At 66.4% G+C, this 19,738-nt stretch carries 15 protein-coding genes; 3 read left to right on the forward strand and 12 right to left on the reverse strand.

The genetic code is table 11. From position 1 onward, the window contains the following. Window positions 1–62: 62 nt before the first annotated feature. The 3 genes from AC1DNE_RS21350 to AC1DNE_RS21360 all read right to left on the reverse strand — a co-directional run bounded on the left by AC1DNE_RS21350 (window position 63) and on the right by AC1DNE_RS21360 (window position 3,696). Window positions 63–644: an NAD(P)H-dependent oxidoreductase gene (locus AC1DNE_RS21350; protein WP_476765872.1), complete on the reverse strand. Its 582-nt coding sequence runs from the start codon at window positions 642–644 to the stop codon at window positions 63–65. 163 nt (window positions 645–807) lie between these two features. Further along, window positions 808–2,232 carry an FAD-binding oxidoreductase gene (locus AC1DNE_RS21355; RefSeq protein ID WP_476841181.1) on the reverse strand — a complete coding sequence of 475 codons (1,425 nt, stop codon included), beginning with the start codon at window positions 2,230–2,232 and terminating at the stop codon, window positions 808–810. Window positions 2,233–2,367: 135 nt separating this feature from the next. Beyond that, complete coding sequence (locus AC1DNE_RS21360) at window positions 2,368–3,696, reverse strand: cytosine deaminase (protein WP_476765874.1); 1,329 nt, start codon at window positions 3,694–3,696, stop codon at window positions 2,368–2,370. A gap of 193 nt (window positions 3,697–3,889) precedes the next feature. On the opposite strand from AC1DNE_RS21360, the gene folD reads away from it, so the two are divergent. After that, complete coding sequence (folD, locus tag AC1DNE_RS21365; RefSeq protein WP_476765875.1) at window positions 3,890–4,750, forward strand: bifunctional methylenetetrahydrofolate dehydrogenase/methenyltetrahydrofolate cyclohydrolase FolD; 861 nt, start codon at window positions 3,890–3,892, stop codon at window positions 4,748–4,750. Window positions 4,751–4,869: 119 nt separating this feature from the next. Here folD and lpdA read toward each other — a convergent pair whose 3' ends face one another. Further along, entirely contained in the window at window positions 4,870–6,270 is a 1,401-nt protein-coding gene (lpdA, locus tag AC1DNE_RS21370) for a dihydrolipoyl dehydrogenase (protein ID WP_441472979.1), read from the reverse strand. Window positions 6,271–6,495: 225 nt separating this feature from the next. On the opposite strand from lpdA, the gene AC1DNE_RS21375 reads away from it, so the two are divergent. Continuing rightward, window positions 6,496–8,157, forward strand: a complete 1,662-nt coding sequence (locus AC1DNE_RS21375) for an L-lactate permease (RefSeq protein ID WP_476765876.1) — start codon at window positions 6,496–6,498, stop codon at window positions 8,155–8,157. A 333-nt stretch (window positions 8,158–8,490) separates the two neighbouring features. Here AC1DNE_RS21375 and AC1DNE_RS21380 read toward each other — a convergent pair whose 3' ends face one another. The 5 genes from AC1DNE_RS21380 to sucC all read right to left on the reverse strand — a co-directional run bounded on the left by AC1DNE_RS21380 (window position 8,491) and on the right by sucC (window position 15,541). Further along, entirely contained in the window at window positions 8,491–8,907 is a 417-nt protein-coding gene (locus tag AC1DNE_RS21380; protein WP_441472981.1) for a VOC family protein, read from the reverse strand. Window positions 8,908–8,947: 40 nt separating this feature from the next. Continuing rightward, window positions 8,948–10,171, reverse strand: a complete 1,224-nt coding sequence (gene odhB / locus AC1DNE_RS21385) for a 2-oxoglutarate dehydrogenase complex dihydrolipoyllysine-residue succinyltransferase (RefSeq protein WP_476765878.1) — start codon at window positions 10,169–10,171, stop codon at window positions 8,948–8,950. 125 nt (window positions 10,172–10,296) lie between these two features. Then, a complete protein-coding gene (locus AC1DNE_RS21390; RefSeq protein ID WP_441472983.1) occupies window positions 10,297–13,254 on the reverse strand; it encodes a 2-oxoglutarate dehydrogenase E1 component in 2,958 nt (985 codons plus the stop codon). Between the two features lie 196 nt (window positions 13,255–13,450). Then, window positions 13,451–14,335, reverse strand: coding sequence for a succinate--CoA ligase subunit alpha (gene sucD, locus AC1DNE_RS21395; protein ID WP_441472984.1), 885 nt, complete (start codon window positions 14,333–14,335; stop codon window positions 13,451–13,453). A 9-nt stretch (window positions 14,336–14,344) separates the two neighbouring features. Next, window positions 14,345–15,541, reverse strand: a complete 1,197-nt coding sequence (gene sucC, locus AC1DNE_RS21400) for an ADP-forming succinate--CoA ligase subunit beta (protein WP_441472985.1) — start codon at window positions 15,539–15,541, stop codon at window positions 14,345–14,347. Window positions 15,542–15,714: 173 nt separating this feature from the next. On the opposite strand from sucC, the gene AC1DNE_RS21405 reads away from it, so the two are divergent. Continuing rightward, window positions 15,715–16,353: a 2OG-Fe(II) oxygenase gene (locus AC1DNE_RS21405; protein WP_441472986.1), complete on the forward strand. Its 639-nt coding sequence runs from the start codon at window positions 15,715–15,717 to the stop codon at window positions 16,351–16,353. 62 nt (window positions 16,354–16,415) lie between these two features. Here AC1DNE_RS21405 and mdh read toward each other — a convergent pair whose 3' ends face one another. From mdh to zapE, 3 genes are all read right to left on the reverse strand, one after another. After that, window positions 16,416–17,381 (reverse strand): malate dehydrogenase, encoded by a 966-nt coding sequence (mdh, locus tag AC1DNE_RS21410; protein ID WP_441472987.1) that lies wholly within the window; start codon window positions 17,379–17,381, stop codon window positions 16,416–16,418. Window positions 17,382–17,694: 313 nt separating this feature from the next. Beyond that, on the reverse strand, window positions 17,695–18,294 hold the full coding sequence (locus AC1DNE_RS21415) for a TetR/AcrR family transcriptional regulator (RefSeq protein WP_476841182.1): 600 nt from the start codon (window positions 18,292–18,294) through the stop codon (window positions 17,695–17,697). Between the two features lie 170 nt (window positions 18,295–18,464). After that, window positions 18,465–19,643 (reverse strand): cell division protein ZapE, encoded by a 1,179-nt coding sequence (zapE, locus tag AC1DNE_RS21420; protein ID WP_476765881.1) that lies wholly within the window; start codon window positions 19,641–19,643, stop codon window positions 18,465–18,467. Window positions 19,644–19,738: the final 95 nt, after the last annotated feature.

The following is a 19,738-nucleotide window of genomic DNA, read 5'->3' on the forward strand; positions in this document are numbered from 1 at the left end:
CGCTTCGCCGGCTGCGTAATCGCGCGCGAACATGACAGACAGATGACAATCCGATGTCAGAGCTAAAACACTGTCAGCTTCGTGGCGACTTTTTGCAGGAATGCCCCCCGGCTCTCCACGGTCGAGAGATTCATCTCATAATGAGCCAGATAAGTCGTGCGCGCCAGCGGATGGCAAACGGCGCGCAGCGCCCGGCAAACGGCCTTGCGCGGCGGATCGCCCACCAGAAAGGCGCGCCAGCGCGAGCCGCCATAGCTCGTCACAGCCGCAAGCCTGCGGATATTGTGGAGCGCGGGCTGAGCCTTTCCGTCGACCATCTTGAACGAGACGCCGGGCAGGAAGACCCGGTCGAGGAAACCCTTCAGGATCGCCGGGTAGCCGAAGTTCCAGACCGGAAAGCACAGCACCAGAGCCTCTGCCGCCCGGACGCGCTCGACATAGCCGGCAACCGGCAATGTGTTGCTGGCTGTGTCGTGATAGCCGCGGCGCTCGCCGCAGCTCAGCACCGGGTCGAAGCCCTCCGCATAGAGATCGCAATCGTCGACATCGTGCCCCGCCCGCTTCAGCGTCGCGACCACCGTCTGATGGATCGCGGCACCGAAGCTTTCCGGAACCGGATGGGCATAGAGGACGAGCACGCGCATGGCTGAGGCCTCCGTTCGACCATTTGTCGAGCCCTCATCCTGAGGAGCCGCGAAGCGGCGTCTCGAAGGATGCTTAAGCAGGCTCCGGAACCATCTCGATCATCCTTCGAGACGCAGCCTGCGGCTGCTCCTCAGGATGAGGGCTGAAGCTTCAAAAGATCTCTTAGCCGACGCCGGCCTCGGTGAGGCTGCGGAACAGGAAGGTCTTGCCCGAACGGTAATCGTAGCTCGGATCCTCCCAGGCGATCATCTTGCCGGGGTTGAGCAGGCCCTGCGGGTCGGCCTCGCGTTTGAAGGCGAGCTGCGTCTCGTCGGTCTGCTTCATGCCGCCCTCCTCCAGCGTGTAGCGATGCGGGTTGAAGATCGGCGCGCCCATCTCCTCATGAACAGCGATGATCTCCTCCAGCCGCTCCTCGGTGGTGAAACGGATGAGCGGCAGGCCGAAACAGGTGATCTTGCCGTCGAAGCGCACGAATTCGAGATGGCAGGTCACCTCGTCGCCGAAGCGGGCATGGATCTTGTCCACCAGCTCGACCTGGTTCGGGAAGGGATAGAGCACCTGCAGATAGGTGATCGCCGGGTCGACGCGCAGCGCCCTCAGCGTCGTGTGGTTCCAGCCGAGCTCATAGGCCGGCGGCAGGCCCTTGGCGTCCTCGGGCGCGAGCTTGTCGGTGCGCAGCAGCAGCTCCGCCCCCTTGAAGCGGCGCGCATAGGCGCAGAGCGCATCCACCGCGAAATCGGCGGCCATGACGATGACGAGATGGCTGTCGCGCGGCAGGAACTTGCGGTGGCGCAGGAAGTAATCGTGCGGAGCGGGCGCAGCCACGACGCAGAGGTTCTTGAGCGCGAGCCCGTCCTGTTCGCCGACGGCATTGGCGAATTCGGTCGCGGCACGCAGGCTCTCGAAACCGATGATGACGTCGACCCAGTTATAGGCCGGCCCCAGCGGCATCTCGACCTCGGTGATGATGCCGTTGGTGCCATAGGCATGGGCGACCTTGTGCAGATCCTCGCCGGAGAATTCGAGGATGCGCGGGCTTGCCTCCATCGTCGCGACCTTGAGCCGGATGATGTTGCCCCAGTCGCGCAAGCCCCCCCATTTGATCGAGCCGACCCCGCCGGAGCCGCCGGCGATGAAGCCGCCGATCGAGGCGGTCTGGTAGGTCGAGGGGTGCAGCCGCAGTTCCTGCCGCGAATGCGCGCGCGTCTCGTCGTCGATGCGAGCCATGATCGCGCCGGGCTCGGCGACATAGCGACCGGCAGCGATCTCCTTGACCTTGTTGAAGCCGGAGAGGTCGAGCAGAACGCCGCCGGAGAGCGGCATCGCCTGGCCGTAATTGCCCGTGCCGGTGCCGCGCGGCGTGATGGGAATGCCGAGTTCGTGGCAGGCGGCAAGAACCTGCAGAACCTGCGCCTCGCTCGTCGGCGAAACGACGATGTCGGCCACGACATGATCGAGCTGGCGCTTCAGCACCGGCGAGTACCAGAAGAAATCCCGGCTCTTCTGCTTCACCAGCGCCGGGTTCTCTTCGGTGCGGATGCCACTGATGCGGGTCTTCAGCGTGGCGATGTCGTAGCGTTCGGTCATGCGAGGCGTTCCTGTGGCGTCATGCTCGCCCTTGTGGGGAGCATCCACGTCTTGAACACCGCCCGCGACGGAGGAAAACGTGGATGGTCGGCACAAGGCCGACCATGACGGGAAAGGTCATGGCGGGAAAAGTCGTCACTTGGCGCTCGCCATCAGATGGTCGAGTTCGCGGTAGTCCGGCAGCGTCCGGTCGATCGGCTTGCCCGCGACCAGCACGGTACGGTCGGCCTGCGGCCGGGAGAAGAGTTCTGTCCAGTCGCGTGCCCGCGTCAGGATGAGGTCGGCGGTCGCCCCGACAGCGATGACGCCGGTATCCCGCAGACCCATCGCCTCGGCCGGGCTGCGCGCCACGGCGTTGGCCCAATCCGGCCCGGAATGGTCGAGCTGGAGGATACGCGTGCCCTCGCGCAGCACCTCGACGAGGTCGAGATCGCCATAGGCATAGAACGGGTCGCGCGTATTGTCGGAGGCGATCATCACCGGCACGCCGGCCGCCTTCAGCTCATGCAGGGCGGCGACACCGCGCCAGCGCGGCGTGCGACCGGGTTGCCGGTCCTGCAGGTACATGTTGCACATCGGCAGCGAGACCACGGCGATGCCGGCCTCGCGCAGCTTGGCGATGATGCGCGCCTCGTCCTCCCGCGCCTGCAGGCTGAGCGAGCAGCAATGCCCGCAGAGGATGCGACCGGTGAAGCGATGGCGCAGCGCCGCATCCGCGATGTGCTCCAGCGAGCGCGCCGCCGGGTCGTTGGTTTCGTCGACATGGAAATCGAGGTCGAAGCCGTTCTCGATCGCCGCCTGGAACAGGATGTCGAGCGCCCGGTCGAGCTCCGGGATCATGTAGGTGACGCAGCCGAGCAGACCGTCGCCATGCGCCTTCACCGCGGCGATCACCGCCGCCATATGCGCCGGATCGAGCGCGGCGTCGGCGCCGAACAGCGGCGACGCCTGCAGCGCGATGCGCCCCGCCCATTCCGCCCGAACCTCGGCATAAGCCGGCCAGGAGATACCGATCTGCTTGCCCAGCGAGTCGAGATGGGTGCGCAACGCCGCCGTGCCGTGAGCGAAAGCGGTGCGCAGCGAGAAATCCATCCGCGTCCGCACATCCCCGGCGGACCAGTTCGCCTCGCGGTCGGCCCCGACGGTTTCGAGCGCCCCCGGAAAGGTGCCGTCCGGGTTGGGGCTGCGCGGCCAGATATGGCCCTTGTCGATATGAGTATGGCAGTCGACCAAGCGCGGCAGCGCGATGCCGCCGTCGAGATCGAGGCTCGGTGCCGTCCCCGTCGCCACCGCGCCAACGGGCTCGATCGCCTCGATGCGGCCATTGGCAATGGCGAGATCCACCCGCGCCAGCCCATGGCGGTCGGCGGCGATGTCGGCGCCCTCGATCAGGCAGGCAGGGATACGCAGATCGGTGAGGCGGAAGGCCGGCGCGTCGGGCAAGCGGGCGAAACCAGTCGTCACGTTGTCCTTGCCCCTTCCGCTCACAGCCTGTGCGGGTTCGTCGATACCGGGCTGCCCGTAAGCCCGCAAGCCGCGCCGGCCGCTCCTCCCCCGCCGATGGCGCCTGGCGCCATGCGAGCGTCGCATTCGGACTTGTCCGGGGCGGCCGGATCGCGCATGACGGCGGCGTCATCACCAAGAACGAGGTCGGACCATGACCGGCGAAGCCCGCATCATCGACGGCAAAGCCGCTGCCGCCGCGCTCAGGGCCGAGATCGGCCGCGAGGTTGCAGCGATCAAGGCTATCAGCGGACTCGTTCCGGGCCTCCATGTCGTCCTCGTCGGCGAGGATCCGGCGAGCAAGGTCTATGTCGCGTCGAAGGAAAAGCTCGCCGTCGAAGTCGGCATGAACTCGGTGGCCCACCGGCTGCCGGCCGAGACGAGCGAAGCGGAATTGCTCGCCAAACTGGCCGAGCTGAACGCCGACGACGGCGTCGATGGCATCCTCGTCCAGCTGCCGCTGCCCAAGCATATCGACACCGGCCGCATCATCGACGCCATCGATCCCGCCAAGGATGTCGACGGGCTGCACCCGATCAATGCCGGCCTGCTCGCCGGCGGCAAGAACGGGCTGGTGCCCTGCACGCCGCTCGGCTGCATGCTCCTGCTGAGGCAGACGCTGCCGTCGCTGTCCGGGCTCGACGCCGTGGTGATCGGCCGCTCGGAGCTGGTCGGCCGTCCGGTCGCGCAGTTGCTGCTCCAGGCCGACTGCACCGTCACCATCGCCCATTCGCGCACGCGCGACCTCCCCGGCGTCATCAGCCGCGCCGACATCGTCGTCGCGGCGGTCGGCCGCCCGCGCATGATCAAGGGCGACTGGATCAAGCCCGGCGCCACCGTGATCGATGTCGGCATCAATCGCCTGCCCGACGGCAAGCTGACCGGCGATGTCGACTTCACTGACGCGGTGAAGGTCGCGGGCGCCATCACCCCGGTCCCCGGCGGCGTCGGCCCGATGACCATCGCCTGCCTGCTCAAGAACACGCTGACGGCGTTCCACGCCCGGCGGGGATAATTGTTTCCAGCCGTCATGGTCGGCCTTGAGCCGACCATCTCGGAAACCAGTGTTCTCTCTCGTCACGAGATTCTCGGGTCGAAGCGATGCTTCGCCCGAGAATGACGCAGACGCGTCGATCACATATGGATCTGGCGCTTCTCCACCGCCATCGCGGCTTCCTTCACGGCCTCGGCCAGCGTCGGATGCGCATGGCAGGTGCGGGCGAGGTCTTCCGACGAGCCGCCGAACTCCATCAGCACCGTCACTTCGGCGATCAGGTCGCCGGCATGCGGGCCGATGATGTGGCAGCCGAGCACGCGGTCGGTCGCCGCATCGGCCAGCACCTTCACGAAGCCGTCGGTGTGGCGGATGGCGCGGGCGCGGCCGTTCGCCGTGAACGGGAACTTGCCGATCTTGTAGGCGACGCCGGCAGCCTTGAGCTCTTCCTCGGTCTTGCCGATCGCGGCGACTTCGGGGGCGGTGTAGACGATGCCCGGAATGGCGTCGTAGTTCACATGGCCCGCCTTGCCGGCGATGATCTCGGCGACCGCGACGCCCTCATCCTCGGCCTTGTGCGCCAGCATCGGCCCGCGCACCACGTCGCCGATGGCATAGATGCCCGCGACATTGGTCTTGAAGTGGTCGTCGATGACGACGCGCCCCCGGTCGGTCGCGACGCCCGCCTGGTCGAGGCCGAGGCCGTCGGTGTTCGGACGGCGGCCGATCGCAACCAGCACGATGTCGGCGTTGAGCGTCCTGGCCTCGCCCCCGGCGGCAGGCTCGACGGTGACGGTCGCGCCGCCCGTCTTGGCCACGTCGACCTTGGTGACCTTGGAGCCCAGCTGGAAGGTGAAGCCCTGCTTCTCCAGGATGCGCTGGAACTGCTTGGCGACCTCGCCATCCATGCCGGGCAGGATGCGGTCAAGGAACTCTACGACGGTGACCTTGGCGCCGAGACGGCTCCAGACCGAGCCGATCTCGAGGCCGATCACGCCGGCGCCGACCACGACGAGTTCCTTCGGAACCGCGCCGATCTCGAGCGCGCCGGTCGAGGTGACCACCGTCTTCTCGTCGATCTCGACGCCCGGCAGCGGCGCCGATTCCGAACCCGTCGCGATGACGATGTTCTTGGTCTCGAGCTCCTGAGCCTTGCCGTCCTCGGCGGTGACGACGACCTTGCCGGCGGCCGGGATCGAGGCCGTGCCGTGGAAGGCGTCGATCTTGTTCTTCTTGAGCAGGAAACCGACGCCGTTGACGTTGGCGTCGATGGTCTCCTGCTTGTGCGCCATCATCGCCTTGAGGTCGAGCTTGGGCGTGCCGACGACGACGCCGAGCTTCTCGAAGGTGTGGCCGGCTTCCTCGAACATCTCGGAGGCGTGCAGCAGCGCCTTGGACGGAATGCAGCCGACGTTCAGGCAGGTGCCGCCATGCGTCTTGCGTTTCTCGACAACGGCGACCTTGAGGCCGAGCTGGGCGGCGCGAATGGCGCAGACATAGCCCCCGGGGCCGGTTCCGATGACGACGAGATCGTAGGCCATGACGTCCTTCCGCTGATCGGCTGAAGACCGCGGGCGAAGGCCGCGGCAGATGGCGGCCGGCATACATCGGTTCTGCGCCTAGCGCTACGGCATTCCTGTGTTGACCGCAGCCGCGGTGCTTGCCGCGGCTCAGGGAGCGGCGCTTACTGCGCCGAACACAACAAAAGGACGAAACGCCATTCGCTGAAATCTCTGCAGATCAGCCCGCTGGAGGGGCACGCCGTCATGTGGAATCAGGTCTATGATCCATTCGGCAACAGCGTCCTGTCGACGCTCGCGGCCGCGCTACCCGTCGTCGTTCTGCTCGGTCTCATCGCATCCAATGCCGTCAAGGCGCATATCGCCGCCGTCATCGCGCTCATCGTCGCCAATCTCGTCGCGATCTTCATCTTCACCATGCCGGCCGGCATGTCACTGCGCGCCACCCTGCTCGGTGCCGTCACCGGCTTCTTCCCGATCGGCTGGATCGTTCTCAACGTCATCTTCCTCTACCGGCTGACGGTCGAGAAAGGCGCCTTCAAGACCCTGCAGACCACGATCGGCGGCGTCACCGATGACCGGCGCATCCAGCTGCTGCTGATCGCCTTCGCCTTCGGCGCCTTCTTCGAGGGCGCATCCGGCTTCGGCACGCCGGTCGCGGTCACCGGGGCGATCCTGATCGGCCTCGGCTTCTCGCCGCTGGCGGCCTCGGGCCTTTCGCTCATCGCCAATACGGCACCCGTGGCCTATGGCGCGCTCGGCACGCCGATCCAGGGCCTGAGCCAGGTCACCGGCATCGATCCCTTCCTGCTCGGCGCCATGGTCGGGCGGCAGCTCCCGTTCTTCTCGGTGCTGGTGCCGTTCTGGCTGATCTGCGTCTTCGCCGGCTGGCGCGGCATGCTGCAGATCTGGCCGGCAGTCCTCGTCACCGGCATCTCCTTCGCCGTGCCGCAGTTCCTGATCTCGAACTACGTCAATCCCTGGATCGTCGATATCGGCGCTTCGCTGATCTCCATGGCCTGTCTGATCGGCTTCCTCCAGGTCTGGAAGCCGAGGGAGGTCTGGACCTCGCCGAAGCTGCGCGGCCACGACATCTCCGACGACGGGAGCCTTGTCCCGCCCGCTGCCACGACCAGGCCAAGCTCGTCGCAGGTCTGGATGGCGCTGACGCCCTGGATCATCGTCTGCGTCATCCTGCTGATCTGGGGCACGGGCTGGTTCAAGAACGCGGTCAACCCCTGGGCGACGTGGAACTATGCCGTTCCCGATCTGCACAACATGATCAACAAGGTCGCGCCCGTCGCGGCCAGGCCGACACCTGAAGGAGCCGTCTTCTCCTTCACCTGGCTCTCCTATACCGGCTCGGGCATGCTGATCGCTGCGGTCATCTCGGGCTTCGCCCTCGGCTTCGGCCCGCTCAAGATGGCGCAGGTCTACGGCAGGACGCTGAAACTCTGCGCCTATTCGCTGATCACCATCGCCGCGATGCTGGCGATCGGCACGCTGACGCGGCTTTCGGGCATCGACGCCACGCTTGGCCTCGCCTTCGCCGGAACGGGGGTGCTGTATCCCTTCTTCGGCACGCTGCTCGGTTGGCTCGGCGTCGCGCTGACGGGCTCCGACACCGCCTCGAACGTGCTCTTCGGCAATCTCCAGAGGGTCACCTCGGAGCAGCTCGGCCTCTCGCCGATTCTGATGGGCGCGGCGAACTCCTCCGGTGGCGTGATGGGCAAGATGATCGACGCCCAATCGATCGTCGTCGCGTCCACGGCAACCGGCTGGTTCGGCCATGAGGGCGTGATCCTGCGCTTCGTCTTCTGGCACTCGATCGTGCTGGCGAGCCTGGTCGGCGGCTTCGTGATGCTGCAGGCCTATGTCCATCCCTTCTCGGCGATGGTCGTGAAATAGGCCGAGCCCGGAGTGCGGCGGCCCGGGCCCCCCCCCCCACCCCGCCCCCCCGGCCGAGGTGCCGGCCTGCAGGACGATCTGGATCAGCAGGAGCAGCACGCTCCAGCCGAGAACGGTGATTTCAGTCGTCATGGGCAATGCGGTCATGGCTCACTCCAGCTGCGGCATCGGACCGAAAAGCGGCTTCCACCTTGTCCGAAGAATCCGCTGCCAGACAAAGAGATAGATCGTCACTCCGCGTTCGACGGGGCGCTTGACGATCCAGCGAGGAGGAGGATGACAGCTTGTTCGGCCCAGGCCAATCCGGGCGGCGACGCGGCCGCTCAGTGTCGGCTACAACGGCGCGTTGAAGGCCCAGACATGGCCGAAGGGATCGCGCAGGCGGCCATAGCGGGCGCCCCAGAACACGTCGCTCGCCGGCATGAACACGTCGGCGCCAGCGGCCTCGGCTTTCGCGAGGGCAGCGTCGACATCGGCCGGCGTGGGCAGGTTGATGTTGATGGCGACGCCCGTGCCCTTCAGGCTCGACGGCGCCATGATATGGCCGCCGAACTCCGGGAACTCGTCATGCAGGAGGATCTCGCTGCCGAAGAGGGCGAGATTGGCGTGCATCACGCGCTCGCCATCCTCAGCCGCCTGCATGAAGGTGCAGGTTGCGCCGAACGCCTTCTCGTAGAAGGCGATCGCCGCCTTGCCGCCCTTCACGCAAAGGTGCGGCTGCAGCGGCGGGACATTCGGTTGAAAAGCCATGGCCTGTCTCCTCCTGTCCCGCAGCCGCGGGTCTGGTGTCTCAGAGATCGAGCACGAGGCGCGCCGGATCCTCCAGGCCTTCCTTGATGCGGACGAGGAAGGTCACGGCTTCCTTGCCGTCGATGATGCGGTGGTCGTAGCTGACGGCCAGATACATCATCGGGCGGATCTCGATCTTGCCGCCGACCACGACCGGACGCTCCTGGATCTTGTGCATGCCCAGGATCGCCGACTGAGGCGCGTTCAGGATCGGGGTCGACATCAGCGAGCCATAGACGCCGCCGTTCGAGATCGTGAAGGTGCCGCCCTGCATCTCCTCGATCTTGAGCTGGCCGTCACGGGCCTTCTTGCCGAACTCGCCGATCTTCTTCTCGACGCCGGCGATCGAAAGCGCGTCCGCATCGCGCACCACCGGAACCACCAGGCCCTTCTCGGTGCCGACCGCGACGCCGATATGGTAGTAGTTCTTGTAGATGATGTCGGTGCCGTCGATCTCGGCATTGACCGCCGGGATCTCCTTCAGCGCCTGGACGCAGGCTTTCACGAAGAAGCCCATGAAGCCGAGCTTCACGCCGTGCTTCTTCTCGAACACGTCCTTGTACTGGTTGCGCAGCGCCATGACGTTGGTCATGTCGACCTCGTTGAAGGTCGTCAGCATCGCTGCGTTGGACTGGGCCTCCTTGAGGCGGCGCGCGATGGTCTGGCGCAGCTTCGTCATCTTGACGCGCTCTTCGCGGGAGGCGTCGTCCGGCGCCGACGGAGCGCGGACCTGCACCGGAGCCGCCGCAGGCGCAGCGCTGACGCCGGTCGCGATCGCGGCGAGCATGTCGCCCTTGGTCACGCGGCCGTCCTTGCCCGAAGCCGGGACCGACGAGGCGTTGATGCCGCTCTCGGCGGCGAGGCGCGTTACGGCCGGGCCGGAATCCGCGGCCTTGGTCGCAGCCGCCTTCGGGGCCTCGGCGGCCGGAGCAGCAGCGGCGGGCTTGGCCTCCGCCTTCGGAGCGGGCGCCGCAGCGGCGGCAGCACCGCCATCGGCAATCGAGCCGAGCAGCGCGTTGACGCCGACCGTCTCGCCTTCCTTGGCGACGATCTCGCCGAGCACGCCGGCCGCCGGGGCGTTGACCTCGAGCGTCACCTTGTCGGTTTCCAGCTCGACGAGAGGCTCGTCGGCCTTCACCGCCTCGCCCGGCTTCTTGAACCACTTGCCGATCGTGGCCTCGGAAACGGATTCGCCGAGGGTAGGTACGCGGATTTCGGTCGCCATGTCAGGCCTCTGTTGTCTCGTTCTCTGGCGGTCGGTTTGGCATCGGCTGAAGCCCGGGAGCGGCCTTCAGGCGCCGATGCGGCATCGAACCCGGCAACACCGAAGCGGTGTCGCCGGGAGGTTGATCAGGCCGCGAAGGCCTCGTCGAGGAAGGCGTTGAGCTGCGCGGTGTGCTTCGACATCAGGCCGGTCGCGGTCGCGGCCGAGGCCGGGCGGCCGACATAGCGCGGCCGCTTCGACTTGGAGCCGGCATGGCCCAGCACCCATTCGAGATAGGGCTCGACGAAGGTCCAGGAGCCCATGTTCTTCGGCTCCTCCTGGCACCAGACCACATCCGCGGCCTTGAAGCGCGCCAGCTCCTGCGCCAGCGTCTTCAGCGGGAACGGATAGAGCTGCTCGACGCGCATCAGGTAGACGTCGTCGACACCCCGCTTCTCGCGCTCCTCCAGCAGATCGTAATAGACCTTGCCGGTGCAGAGCACGACGCGGCGGATCTTCGCGTCCTTGACCAGCTTGGTGGTCGACTTGCCGCGCTCGGCATCGTCGTGCAGCACGCGGTGGAAGGTCGAGCCTTCGGCCAGTTCGCTCAGGTCGGAGACGCAGCGCTTGTGGCGCAGCAGCGACTTCGGCGTCATCAGGATCAGCGGCTTGCGGAAGTCGCGCTTCAGCTGCCGGCGCAGGATGTGGAAGTAGCTCGCCGGCGTCGAGCAGTTCGCCACCTGCATGTTGTCCTCGGCGCACATCTGCAGGAAGCGCTCGAGCCGGGCGGAGGAGTGCTCCGGCCCCTGCCCCTCATAGCCATGCGGCAGCAGGCAGACGAGGCCGGACATGCGCAGCCACTTGCGCTCACCCGAGGAGATGAACTGGTCGAACACGACCTGCGCACCGTTGGCGAAGTCGCCGAACTGCGCCTCCCACATCGTCAGAGCGTTCGGCTCCGACAGGGTGTAGCCGTATTCGAAGCCGAGCACCGCCTCTTCCGAAAGCATCGAGTTGATGACCTCGTAGCGGGCCTGCCCCTCGCGGATATTGTTCAGCGAGGTGTGGCGCGCCTCGGTCTCCTGGTCGATCAGGACGGAGTGGCGCTGCGAGAAGGTGCCGCGCTCGCAATCCTGGCCGGAGAGACGGACGGGGTTGCCGTCGAGCAGCAGCGAGCCGAAGGCCAGCGCCTCGGCGGTCGCCCAGTCGATGCCCTCGCCCGCCTCGACCGCCTTCTTGCGGTTGTCGAGGAAGCGCTGGATCGTGCGGTGCACGTTGAAGCCGGCCGGAACCGCCGTGATCTTCTCGGTGATCTCCTTCAGCGTCGCTGCCGGCACGCCAGTGGCACCGCGGCGCGGATCGTCCTCATCGGCGCGGATCGCCTTCATGCCGGCCCAGCGGCCGTCGAGCCAGTCAGCCTTGTTCGGCTTGAAGGCTTGCCCTGCGTCGAACTCGACCTCGAGCTTGGCCTTCCAGGCCGCGCGCATCTCGTCGAGCTCGCCGGCGGCGACCACGCCTTCGGCTTCGAGCTTGGCGCCATAGAGCTCCAGCGTCGTCTTGTGGCCGCGGATCTTGCGGTACATCAGCGGCTGGGTGAAGCCCGGCTCGTCGCCTTCGTTGTGGCCGAAGCGGCGATAGCAGAACATGTCGATCACGACCGGCTTGTGGAACTTCTGCCGGAACTCGATCGCAACCTTGGCGGCGAACACGACCGCCTCCGGATCGTCGCCGTTCACATGGAACACCGGCGCCTCGACCATCTTCGCCACGTCGGACGGATAGGGCGAGGAGCGCGAATAGCGCGGATAGGTGGTGAAGCCGATCTGGTTGTTGATGATGAAATGCAGCGAGCCGCCGGTGCGGTGCCCCTTCAGCCCGGAGAGGCCGAGGCACTCCGCCACGACGCCCTGGCCGGCGAAGGCGGCATCGCCGTGGATCAGCAGCGGCAGCACCTTGGAGCGCTCGACGATGTCGCCGAACTGGTCCTGCTTGGCGCGCACCTTGCCGAGCACGACGGGGTCGACGATCTCGAGATGCGAGGGGTTGGCGGTCAGCGAGACATGGACGTTGTTGCCGTCGAATTCGCGATCGCTGGAAGCACCGAGATGGTACTTCACGTCGCCCGAGCCCTCGACGTCGTCAGGCGCGAAGGAGCCGCCCTTGAACTCGTGGAACAGCGCGCGATGCGGCTTGCCCAGCACCTGGGTGAGCACGTTGAGGCGGCCGCGATGGGCCATGCCGAAGACGATGTCGCGCACGCCGAGCGCGCCGCCGCGCTTGATGATCTGCTCCAGCGCCGGAACCAGCGCCTCGCCGCCATCCAGGCCGAAGCGCTTGGTACCGGTGAACTTCAGATCGAGGAACTTCTCGAAGCCTTCGGTCTCGACGAGCTTGTTGACGATCGCGCGCTTGCCCTCGCGGGTGAAGGCGATCTCCTTGTCCGGCCCCTCGATGCGCTCCTGCAGCCAGGCCTTCTGCTCGGGGTCGGAGATGTGCATGAACTCAATGCCGACCGTGCCGCAATAGGTCCGCTGCAGGATCGCGACCATCTCGCGGACGGTGGCGAACTCCATGCCGAGCACGTTGTCGATGAAGATCTTGCGGTCGAGATCGGCTTCGCCGAAGCCGAAGGCCGCGGGTGACAGCTCCTCGGGGTCGTTGCGGCTCTCGATGCCGAGCGGGTCGAGCTTGGCATGGAGATGGCCGCGCATGCGGTAGGCGCGGATCAGCATGATCGCGCGCACGGAATCGCGGGTCGCCTGCTGGACATCGGCCGGCGAGAGCGCCGTTCCGGCGGCCTTGGCCTTGGCGCCCAGCTTGTCGGAGACGACCTTCTCGACCACGGCCCAGTTGCCGTCGAGCGCCGAGATCAGCTCGCCATTGGCGACCACCGGCCAGTTCGGCTTCTTCCAGGAGGCGCCCTTGGCGTTCTCCAGCACCGACTGCTTGTCGTCCTGCAGCGCCCCGAAGAAGCTCTGCCACTGCTCGTCGACCGACTTCGGATCGGCCTCGTAGCGGGCGTAGAGATCCTCGATGTAAGCCGCGTTGCCGCCGTAGAGGAACCCGGTCTGCGCGAGAGCCTCGTTGATATCCTGGCGAGCCATGATGCTCCTGCCTTCCTTCGCCGCTTGCGACATGTCCGGACCCTTGCCCGGACATCCTGTTCAACCTGTCATGCCCGGAGCCTGCCCCCGGGCATCTGCAATCTGTCGTCATGCCCGAGGCTGGCCCGGGCATTTCCTGGGATTTGGTGGCACGCGATGGCCGGCTCCAGGCCGGCCATCATGCGCGCAGGGCGCCTCAGCCCTTCAACACCTCGACCAAGGTCTTTCCAAGGCGCGCCGGCGAGGGCGAGACCCGGATGCCGGCCGCTTCCATGGCCGCGATCTTGTCTTCGGCGCCGCCCTTGCCGCCCGAGATGATCGCGCCGGCATGGCCCATGCGACGGCCCGGAGGAGCCGTGCGGCCGGCGATGAAGCCGACCATCGGCTTCTTGCGGCCGCGCTTGGCCTCGTCCTTGATGAACTGCGCCGCGTCCTCCTCGGCCGAGCCGCCGATCTCGCCGATCATGACGATCGACTCGGTCTTGTCGTCGGCCAGGAACATCTCGAGCATGTCGATGAACTCGGTGCCCTTGACCGGGTCGCCGCCGATGCCGACCGCAGTGGTCTGGCCGAGGCCCTCGCGGGTGGTCTGGAACACCGCCTCATAGGTCAGCGTGCCCGACCGCGAGACGATGCCGACCGAGCCGGGCTTGAAGATGTTGGCCGGCATGATGCCGATCTTCGACTCGCCTGCCGTGACGACGCCCGGGCAGTTCGGCCCGATCAGCCGCGACTTCGAGCCCGAGAGCGAGCGCTTGACCCTGACCATGTCGAGCACCGGGATGCCCTCGGTGATGCAGATGATCAGCGGGATCTCGGCGTCGATCGCCTCGCAGATCGCGTCCGCGGCGCCCGGAGGCGGAACGTAGACGACGGAGGCGGTGGCGCCAGTCTTCTCCTTGGCTTCGGCGACCGTGTCGAAGACGGGCAGGCCGAGATGGACCGAGCCGCCCTTCCCCGGCGAGGTGCCGCCGACCATGATCGTGCCGTAGGCGATCGCCTGCTCGGAGTGGAAGGTCCCGTTCTTGCCGGTGAAGCCCTGGGTGATGACCTTGGTGTTCTTGTCGATCAGGATGGACATGTCTTCTCCTCAGGCCTTCTTGACCGCTGCGACGATCTTCTGCGCGGCGTCGTCGAGGTCGTCGGCGGGGATGACGTTGAGGCCGGACTCGCGGATGATCGTCTTGCCTTCCTCGACATTCGTGCCTTCGAGGCGGACGACCAGCGGAACCTTGAGACCGACGGCCTTCACCGCCGCGATCACGCCGCGGGCGATGACGTCGCACTTCATGATGCCGCCGAAGATGTTGACGAGGATGCCCTGCACCTTCGGGTCGGCGGTGATGATCTTGAACGCAGCCGTCACCTTCTCTTCCGAGGCGCCGCCGCCGACGTCGAGGAAGTTCGCCGGGCTTTCGCCGTAGAGCTGGATGATGTCGAGCGTCGCCATGGCGAGGCCGGCGCCGTTGACCATGCAGCCGATCGTGCCGTCGAGCGCGATATAGGCGAGGTCGTACTTCGAGGCCTCGATCTCCTTGGCGTCCTCCTCGGTCTCGTCGCGCAGCGCGACGACGTCCGGGTGGCGGTAGAGCGAGTTGGAATCGAAGTTCACCTTCGCGTCGAGGCACTTGATCTGACCCTGCGTGGTCACGATCAGCGGGTTGATCTCGAGCATCGCCATGTCCTTGGCGACGAAGGCGTTGTAGATCTGGGTCAGAACCGTGCCGGCCTGCTTGGCGAGGTCGCCGGTCAGCCCCAGCGCCTTGGCGACGGTGCGGCCGTGGTGCGGCATGATGCCGGTGGCGGGATCGACCGAGAAGGTCAGGATCTTCTCAGGCGTGTCGTGGGCGACGGCCTCGATGTCCATGCCGCCCTCGGTCGAGACGACGAAGGCGATGCGCGAGGTCTCGCGGTCGACCAGCGCCGAGAGGTAGAACTCCTTCTCGATGTCCGAGCCGTCCTCGATATAGAGGCGGTTGACCTGCTTGCCGGCCGGGCCGGTCTGCACGGTCACGAGCGTGTTGCCGAGCATCTCCCTGGCGAAGGTTTCGACCTCCTCGACCGACTTGGCGAGGCGCACGCCGCCCTTGGCCTCGGCGGGCAGTTCCTTGAACTTGCCCTTGCCGCGGCCGCCGGCGTGGATCTGCGACTTCACGACGTAAAGCGGACCCGGCAGCTTCCTGGCGGCCTCGACCGCCTCCGCCACCGTGAGCGCCGGGAAGCCGGCCGAGACGGGCGCGCCGAATTCCTTGAGAATGGCTTTGCCCTGGTATTCGTGGATGTTCATCCGGTAGCTCCTGACTGGGCTTTGGAAAAAGAAGGGCCGGAACCGGGCACCGTACCCCATCTGCAAGACGGCGAAACCCCGGCGCGAGCGGCCCTCGCGGCCGATTGCACGGGCAAGGATTTCGATGATAGGACGGAACAATCAGACTGAAGATCTGATTGGAGGATCAACCTATGCCGATGTCGTATTCCTGCATCAACATCGATTCCGTTCGCTCGGCGCGGACCGAGCGAGAACCCTACAACTACTTGGTGGCCGGCAACGTCATCTTGCCGGGGGCTGTCGACAGCTTGCGCAGCGATTTCCCCGACATCCGCGAGTCGGGCTACCATCCCGAGGAAGACCTCAAGCGGCACGGCGCCTTCGCGAAACTCCTCGAGGAGATGAAGGGCCGCGAGATGTCCGAGATCGTCTCCGAGAAGCTCGACATCGACCTCGTCGACAAGCCGAAGATGATCACGATCCGCAAGATCTCCGCCGCGAAGGATGGACGCATCCATACCGACAGCGAGTCGAAGATCGCGACCCTGCTCGTGTACCTCAACGACGCCTGGCAGGACTCGCCCGCCGGACGCCTGCGGGTGCTCTACAACGGCACCGACTTCGAGAACATGAAGGAGGAGATCAGCCCGGTCACCGGCTCGCTCTTCGCGTTCCGTCGCGCGGACAACTCCTGGCACGGGCACACATCCTTCGTCGGCGAGCGGCGCGTCGTCCAGATGACCTGGCTCAGAAGCCAGGCCGACGTCGAGCGCAAGAAGAGCCGCGGCTCCTTCACCCACCTGGTCAAGAAGGTGCTGCATCTCGGGTGACGGCCGCAGCCGTCCCCCGATAGCCTGCTTCTTATGTGCCTGCGCCCGGCGCATCGCTCGCCTTAGCCAGCCAGCGATGCGTCGACGCCCTTGCAGGCGTCGACCAGGCCCTGCACCGAGGCGACCGACTTCGCCAGCATCTCCTTCTCGGCGCCATTGAGGCGGATCTTCACGACCCGCTCGACACCCTTGGCGCCGATGACCACCGGCACGCCGACGAACATGTCCTTCACGCCGTACTGACCCTTGAGATAGGCGGCGGCCGGCAGGACGCGCTTCTGGTCCTTGAGATAGCTCTCCGCCATCGCGATGGCGGAAGCCGCCGGCGCATAGAAGGCCGAGCCGGTCTTGAGCAGGTTGACGATCTCGCCGCCGCCCTTGCGGGTGCGCTCGACGATGGCGTCCAGCTTCTCCTGCGTCGTCCACTTCATCTTGACGAGGTCCGGCAGCGGGATGCCGGCGACGCCGGAGTAGCGGACCAGCGGCACCATGTCGTCGCCATGGCCGCCGAGCACGAAGGCCGAGACGTCCTTGACCGAAACCTGGAATTCCTCGGCGAGGAAGTGGCGGAAGCGGGCGGAGTCGAGCACGCCGGCCATGCCGCAGATCATGTTCGGCTTGATGCCCGAGAACTTCTGGAGTGCCCAGACCATGGCGTCGAGCGGGTTGGTGATGCAGATCACGAAAGCCTTCGGCGCGTACTGCTTGATGCCCTCGCCGACCGACTTCATCACCTTGAGGTTGATGCCGATCAGGTCGTCGCGGCTCATGCCGGGCTTGCGCGGCACGCCGGCGGTGACGATCACGACGTCGGCGCCCTTGATGTCCTCATAGGAGTTCGTGCCCTTGTAGCCGGCATCAAAGCCGTCGACCGGAGCGGACTCGGCGATGTCGAGGCCCTTGCCCTGCGGGATGCCCTCGGCGATGTCGAACAGGACGACGTCCCCCAGTTCCTTGAGGCCGGCGAGGTGGGCGAGCGTGCCGCCGATCTGACCGGAGCCGATGAGGGCGATCTTCTTACGGGCCATTGCCTAGTCCTTTTGTTTCTGGCGCTACCATCGACACCGGCAGCTGCCGGCTTCGACATCCACAATGCCTTGGCTCAGCGACAGGCCGGTGGCCCGGCCGAAGCGTGCGTTCCTTTGGCCCAAACCGGGCTTTTGCTGCAACCCTTGCCCGAAAAGCGGCTTTTCTCGGGCATTGAGCGCAGATCGGGCGATGGCGCTGCGCCAAGCTCGATTTTTCAACGACTTATCGACGAAGGCTTCGCGCGCTCGGTTCCGTTTGGGACGAAGGAGGAAAGTTACAACTTACTTATATTGTAATTCGTAACCAGATTATTCACACGATACCGCTGCCGAGCACCCGCAGGATCACCCGGATCAGGGTCGACAGCCGCGTATCCACCGAGGCCTGCGGCACGTCCGCTTCCRGCGCCAGCGAGGCGGGGTGGATGAAGCGGTTCGTCGCGTCGATCACGAACGCGACCGCGCGCTCGCGGTCGCGCGGCTCGAAGACGCCCGTTGCGACCCCCTCGTCGACGACGCGCTCGAACAGGGCCCTCACCCGCGTGCGGTTGCGCCGGCTGATGGCATGGCGCTTGGCGACGGCAAGCGACAGCGCCGCGAAGAGATGCGGGTCTTCCTGCAACAGGTCGCGGTTGGCCTTGGCCAGCGCCAGGATCAGCCGTTCGAGTTTATCGTCGGCCGGGTCCGGACCATCGGCGATATCGGCGAGCTTTCGCTCGGTCGCCTTCAGCCAGACGTCGACCACCGCGTCGATCAACGCCACGCGGGAGGGAAAGTAGCGGTAGACATTGGCATGCGTCATGCCCGCCTCTTCCGCCACGGCGACGACGGTGAAGCGCTTCAGCCCGAACTTGCGCAGATGCTCGCTGGCGACCGAAAGGATGCGGGTCTCGCTCGGCTCGCGCTGCGGCATGGGTCAGCGGCTCCCCGGTTTTGGGTTCGCAAGGAAACGCGCCGTCATCCCGGGCTTGACCCGGGATCCATGCCGGAGCGCTGCCGAGCGAGGTTCAGGCATGGCCCCCCGGTCGGCACTGCGCCGCAGCTCGCCCGGGATGATCACCTCCCTATCGCCGACGACGAAACTCACGTCTCGACCAGCCCGGTGGTGTCGCCGCTCGCCGTCGAATCCGGCCTGCCATGCGGCAGGGCCAGATAATCCTCCGAGCGCATCTCGATCAGCCGCGAGACCGTGCGGTCGAACTCGAAGGCCTCGCGCCCCTGCTTGGCGTGATAGAGTTCATGCGGCTCGGCCGCCGCCGAGGCCACGAGCTTCACATGGTGCTCGTAGAGCGTGTCGATCAGTATGATGAAGCGCTTGGCCTCGTTGCGCCGGTCGAGATTGAGGATCGGAATGTCGTCGAGCACCAGCGTGTGGAAGCGCTGCGCCAGCGCGATGTAATCCGAGGCGCCGTAGGCCTGGCTGCAGAGATCGCCGAAGCCGGCCCGGGCAACGCCGCCCGCCGCCTGCGGCAGGACGAGTTCGTGGCCTTGCACGGGGAGGACTGCCCGGTGCCCTCGCGCCACGCCCGAGAGCGCCTTGAAGGCCGCATCGAGAGCGGCCCTGGCCTTCGCATCGGCGGGGACATGGTAGACCGGCGCGCCGCCGAGCTTCTCCAGCCGGAAATCGGTGCGGGCGTCGAGCTTGAGGACCTCGACCTTGGTCTGCAGCAGCTGGATGAACGGCAGGAACAGCGCCCGGTTGAGCCCGCCCTCATAGAGCCGGGACGGCTCGACATTCGACGTCGCCACAACGACGACCCCGGCGGCGAACAGCGCCGTGAACAGCCGCCCGAGGATCATCGCGTCCGCGATGTCGGTCACGGTGAACTCGTCGAAGCAGAGCAGGTAGGCTTCGTCCGCGAGATCGGCCGCAACCGGCGCGATCGGATCGGAATCCTTGACCTCGCCGCTCTTGATCTTCTGGCGATAGGCGTTGATGCGGCGGTGGACGTCGGCGAGGAACTCGTGGAAATGCACGCGGCGCTTGCGCTTCACCGGCGCGGCCTCGAAGAACATGTCCATCAGCATGGTCTTGCCGCGGCCGACCGAGCCCCAGATGTAGAGCCCCTTCGGCGCCTGCGCCGTGTCCGGCTTCTTGCCGAAGAGCCAGCCCAGCGCGCTGCCCTTGCGCGCCAGGCGGCGGGCGGCAAGCGTCGCGGTCAGAGCCTCGAGCTTCTTCAGCGCCGTCACCTGCGCCGGATCGCGCTCGATGGCGCCCGCCTCGACCAGGGCGGCATAGCGGTCGGTGATCGAGGCTGTCATGGCGGCGGGCGGTGGCGATCCGAGGAAGTCCAGACCGGGTTAAGGCAGCCCCGCGACCATCGCAACCCCATGCGGCTCCGCCCCGCTGCCCCGTC

Source organism: Allobosea sp. 05L423 (genome assembly GCF_056397745.1).

Excerpts from the sequence above, each read along its gene's own strand:
- AC1DNE_RS21350 (WP_476765872.1), bottom strand. The coding sequence starts at position 644 with ATGCGCGTGCTCGTCCTCTATGCCCATCCGGTTCCGGAAAGCTTCGGT.
- AC1DNE_RS21355 (WP_476841181.1), bottom strand. The coding sequence starts at position 2,232 with ATGACCGAACGCTACGACATCGCCACGCTGAAGACCCGCATCAGTGGC.
- folD (WP_476765875.1), top strand. The coding sequence starts at position 3,890 with ATGACCGGCGAAGCCCGCATCATCGACGGCAAAGCCGCTGCCGCCGCG.
- lpdA (WP_441472979.1), bottom strand. The coding sequence starts at position 6,270 with ATGGCCTACGATCTCGTCGTCATCGGAACCGGCCCCGGGGGCTATGTC.
- AC1DNE_RS21375 (WP_476765876.1), top strand. The coding sequence starts at position 6,496 with ATGTGGAATCAGGTCTATGATCCATTCGGCAACAGCGTCCTGTCGACG.
- AC1DNE_RS21380 (WP_441472981.1), bottom strand. The coding sequence starts at position 8,907 with ATGGCTTTTCAACCGAATGTCCCGCCGCTGCAGCCGCACCTTTGCGTG.
- odhB (WP_476765878.1), bottom strand. The coding sequence starts at position 10,171 with ATGGCGACCGAAATCCGCGTACCTACCCTCGGCGAATCCGTTTCCGAG.
- AC1DNE_RS21390 (WP_441472983.1), bottom strand. The coding sequence starts at position 13,254 with ATGGCTCGCCAGGATATCAACGAGGCTCTCGCGCAGACCGGGTTCCTC.
- sucD (WP_441472984.1), bottom strand. The coding sequence starts at position 14,335 with ATGTCCATCCTGATCGACAAGAACACCAAGGTCATCACCCAGGGCTTC.
- sucC (WP_441472985.1), bottom strand. The coding sequence starts at position 15,541 with ATGAACATCCACGAATACCAGGGCAAAGCCATTCTCAAGGAATTCGGC.
- AC1DNE_RS21405 (WP_441472986.1), top strand. The coding sequence starts at position 15,715 with ATGCCGATGTCGTATTCCTGCATCAACATCGATTCCGTTCGCTCGGCG.
- mdh (WP_441472987.1), bottom strand. The coding sequence starts at position 17,381 with ATGGCCCGTAAGAAGATCGCCCTCATCGGCTCCGGTCAGATCGGCGGC.
- zapE (WP_476765881.1), bottom strand. The coding sequence starts at position 19,643 with ATGACAGCCTCGATCACCGACCGCTATGCCGCCCTGGTCGAGGCGGGC.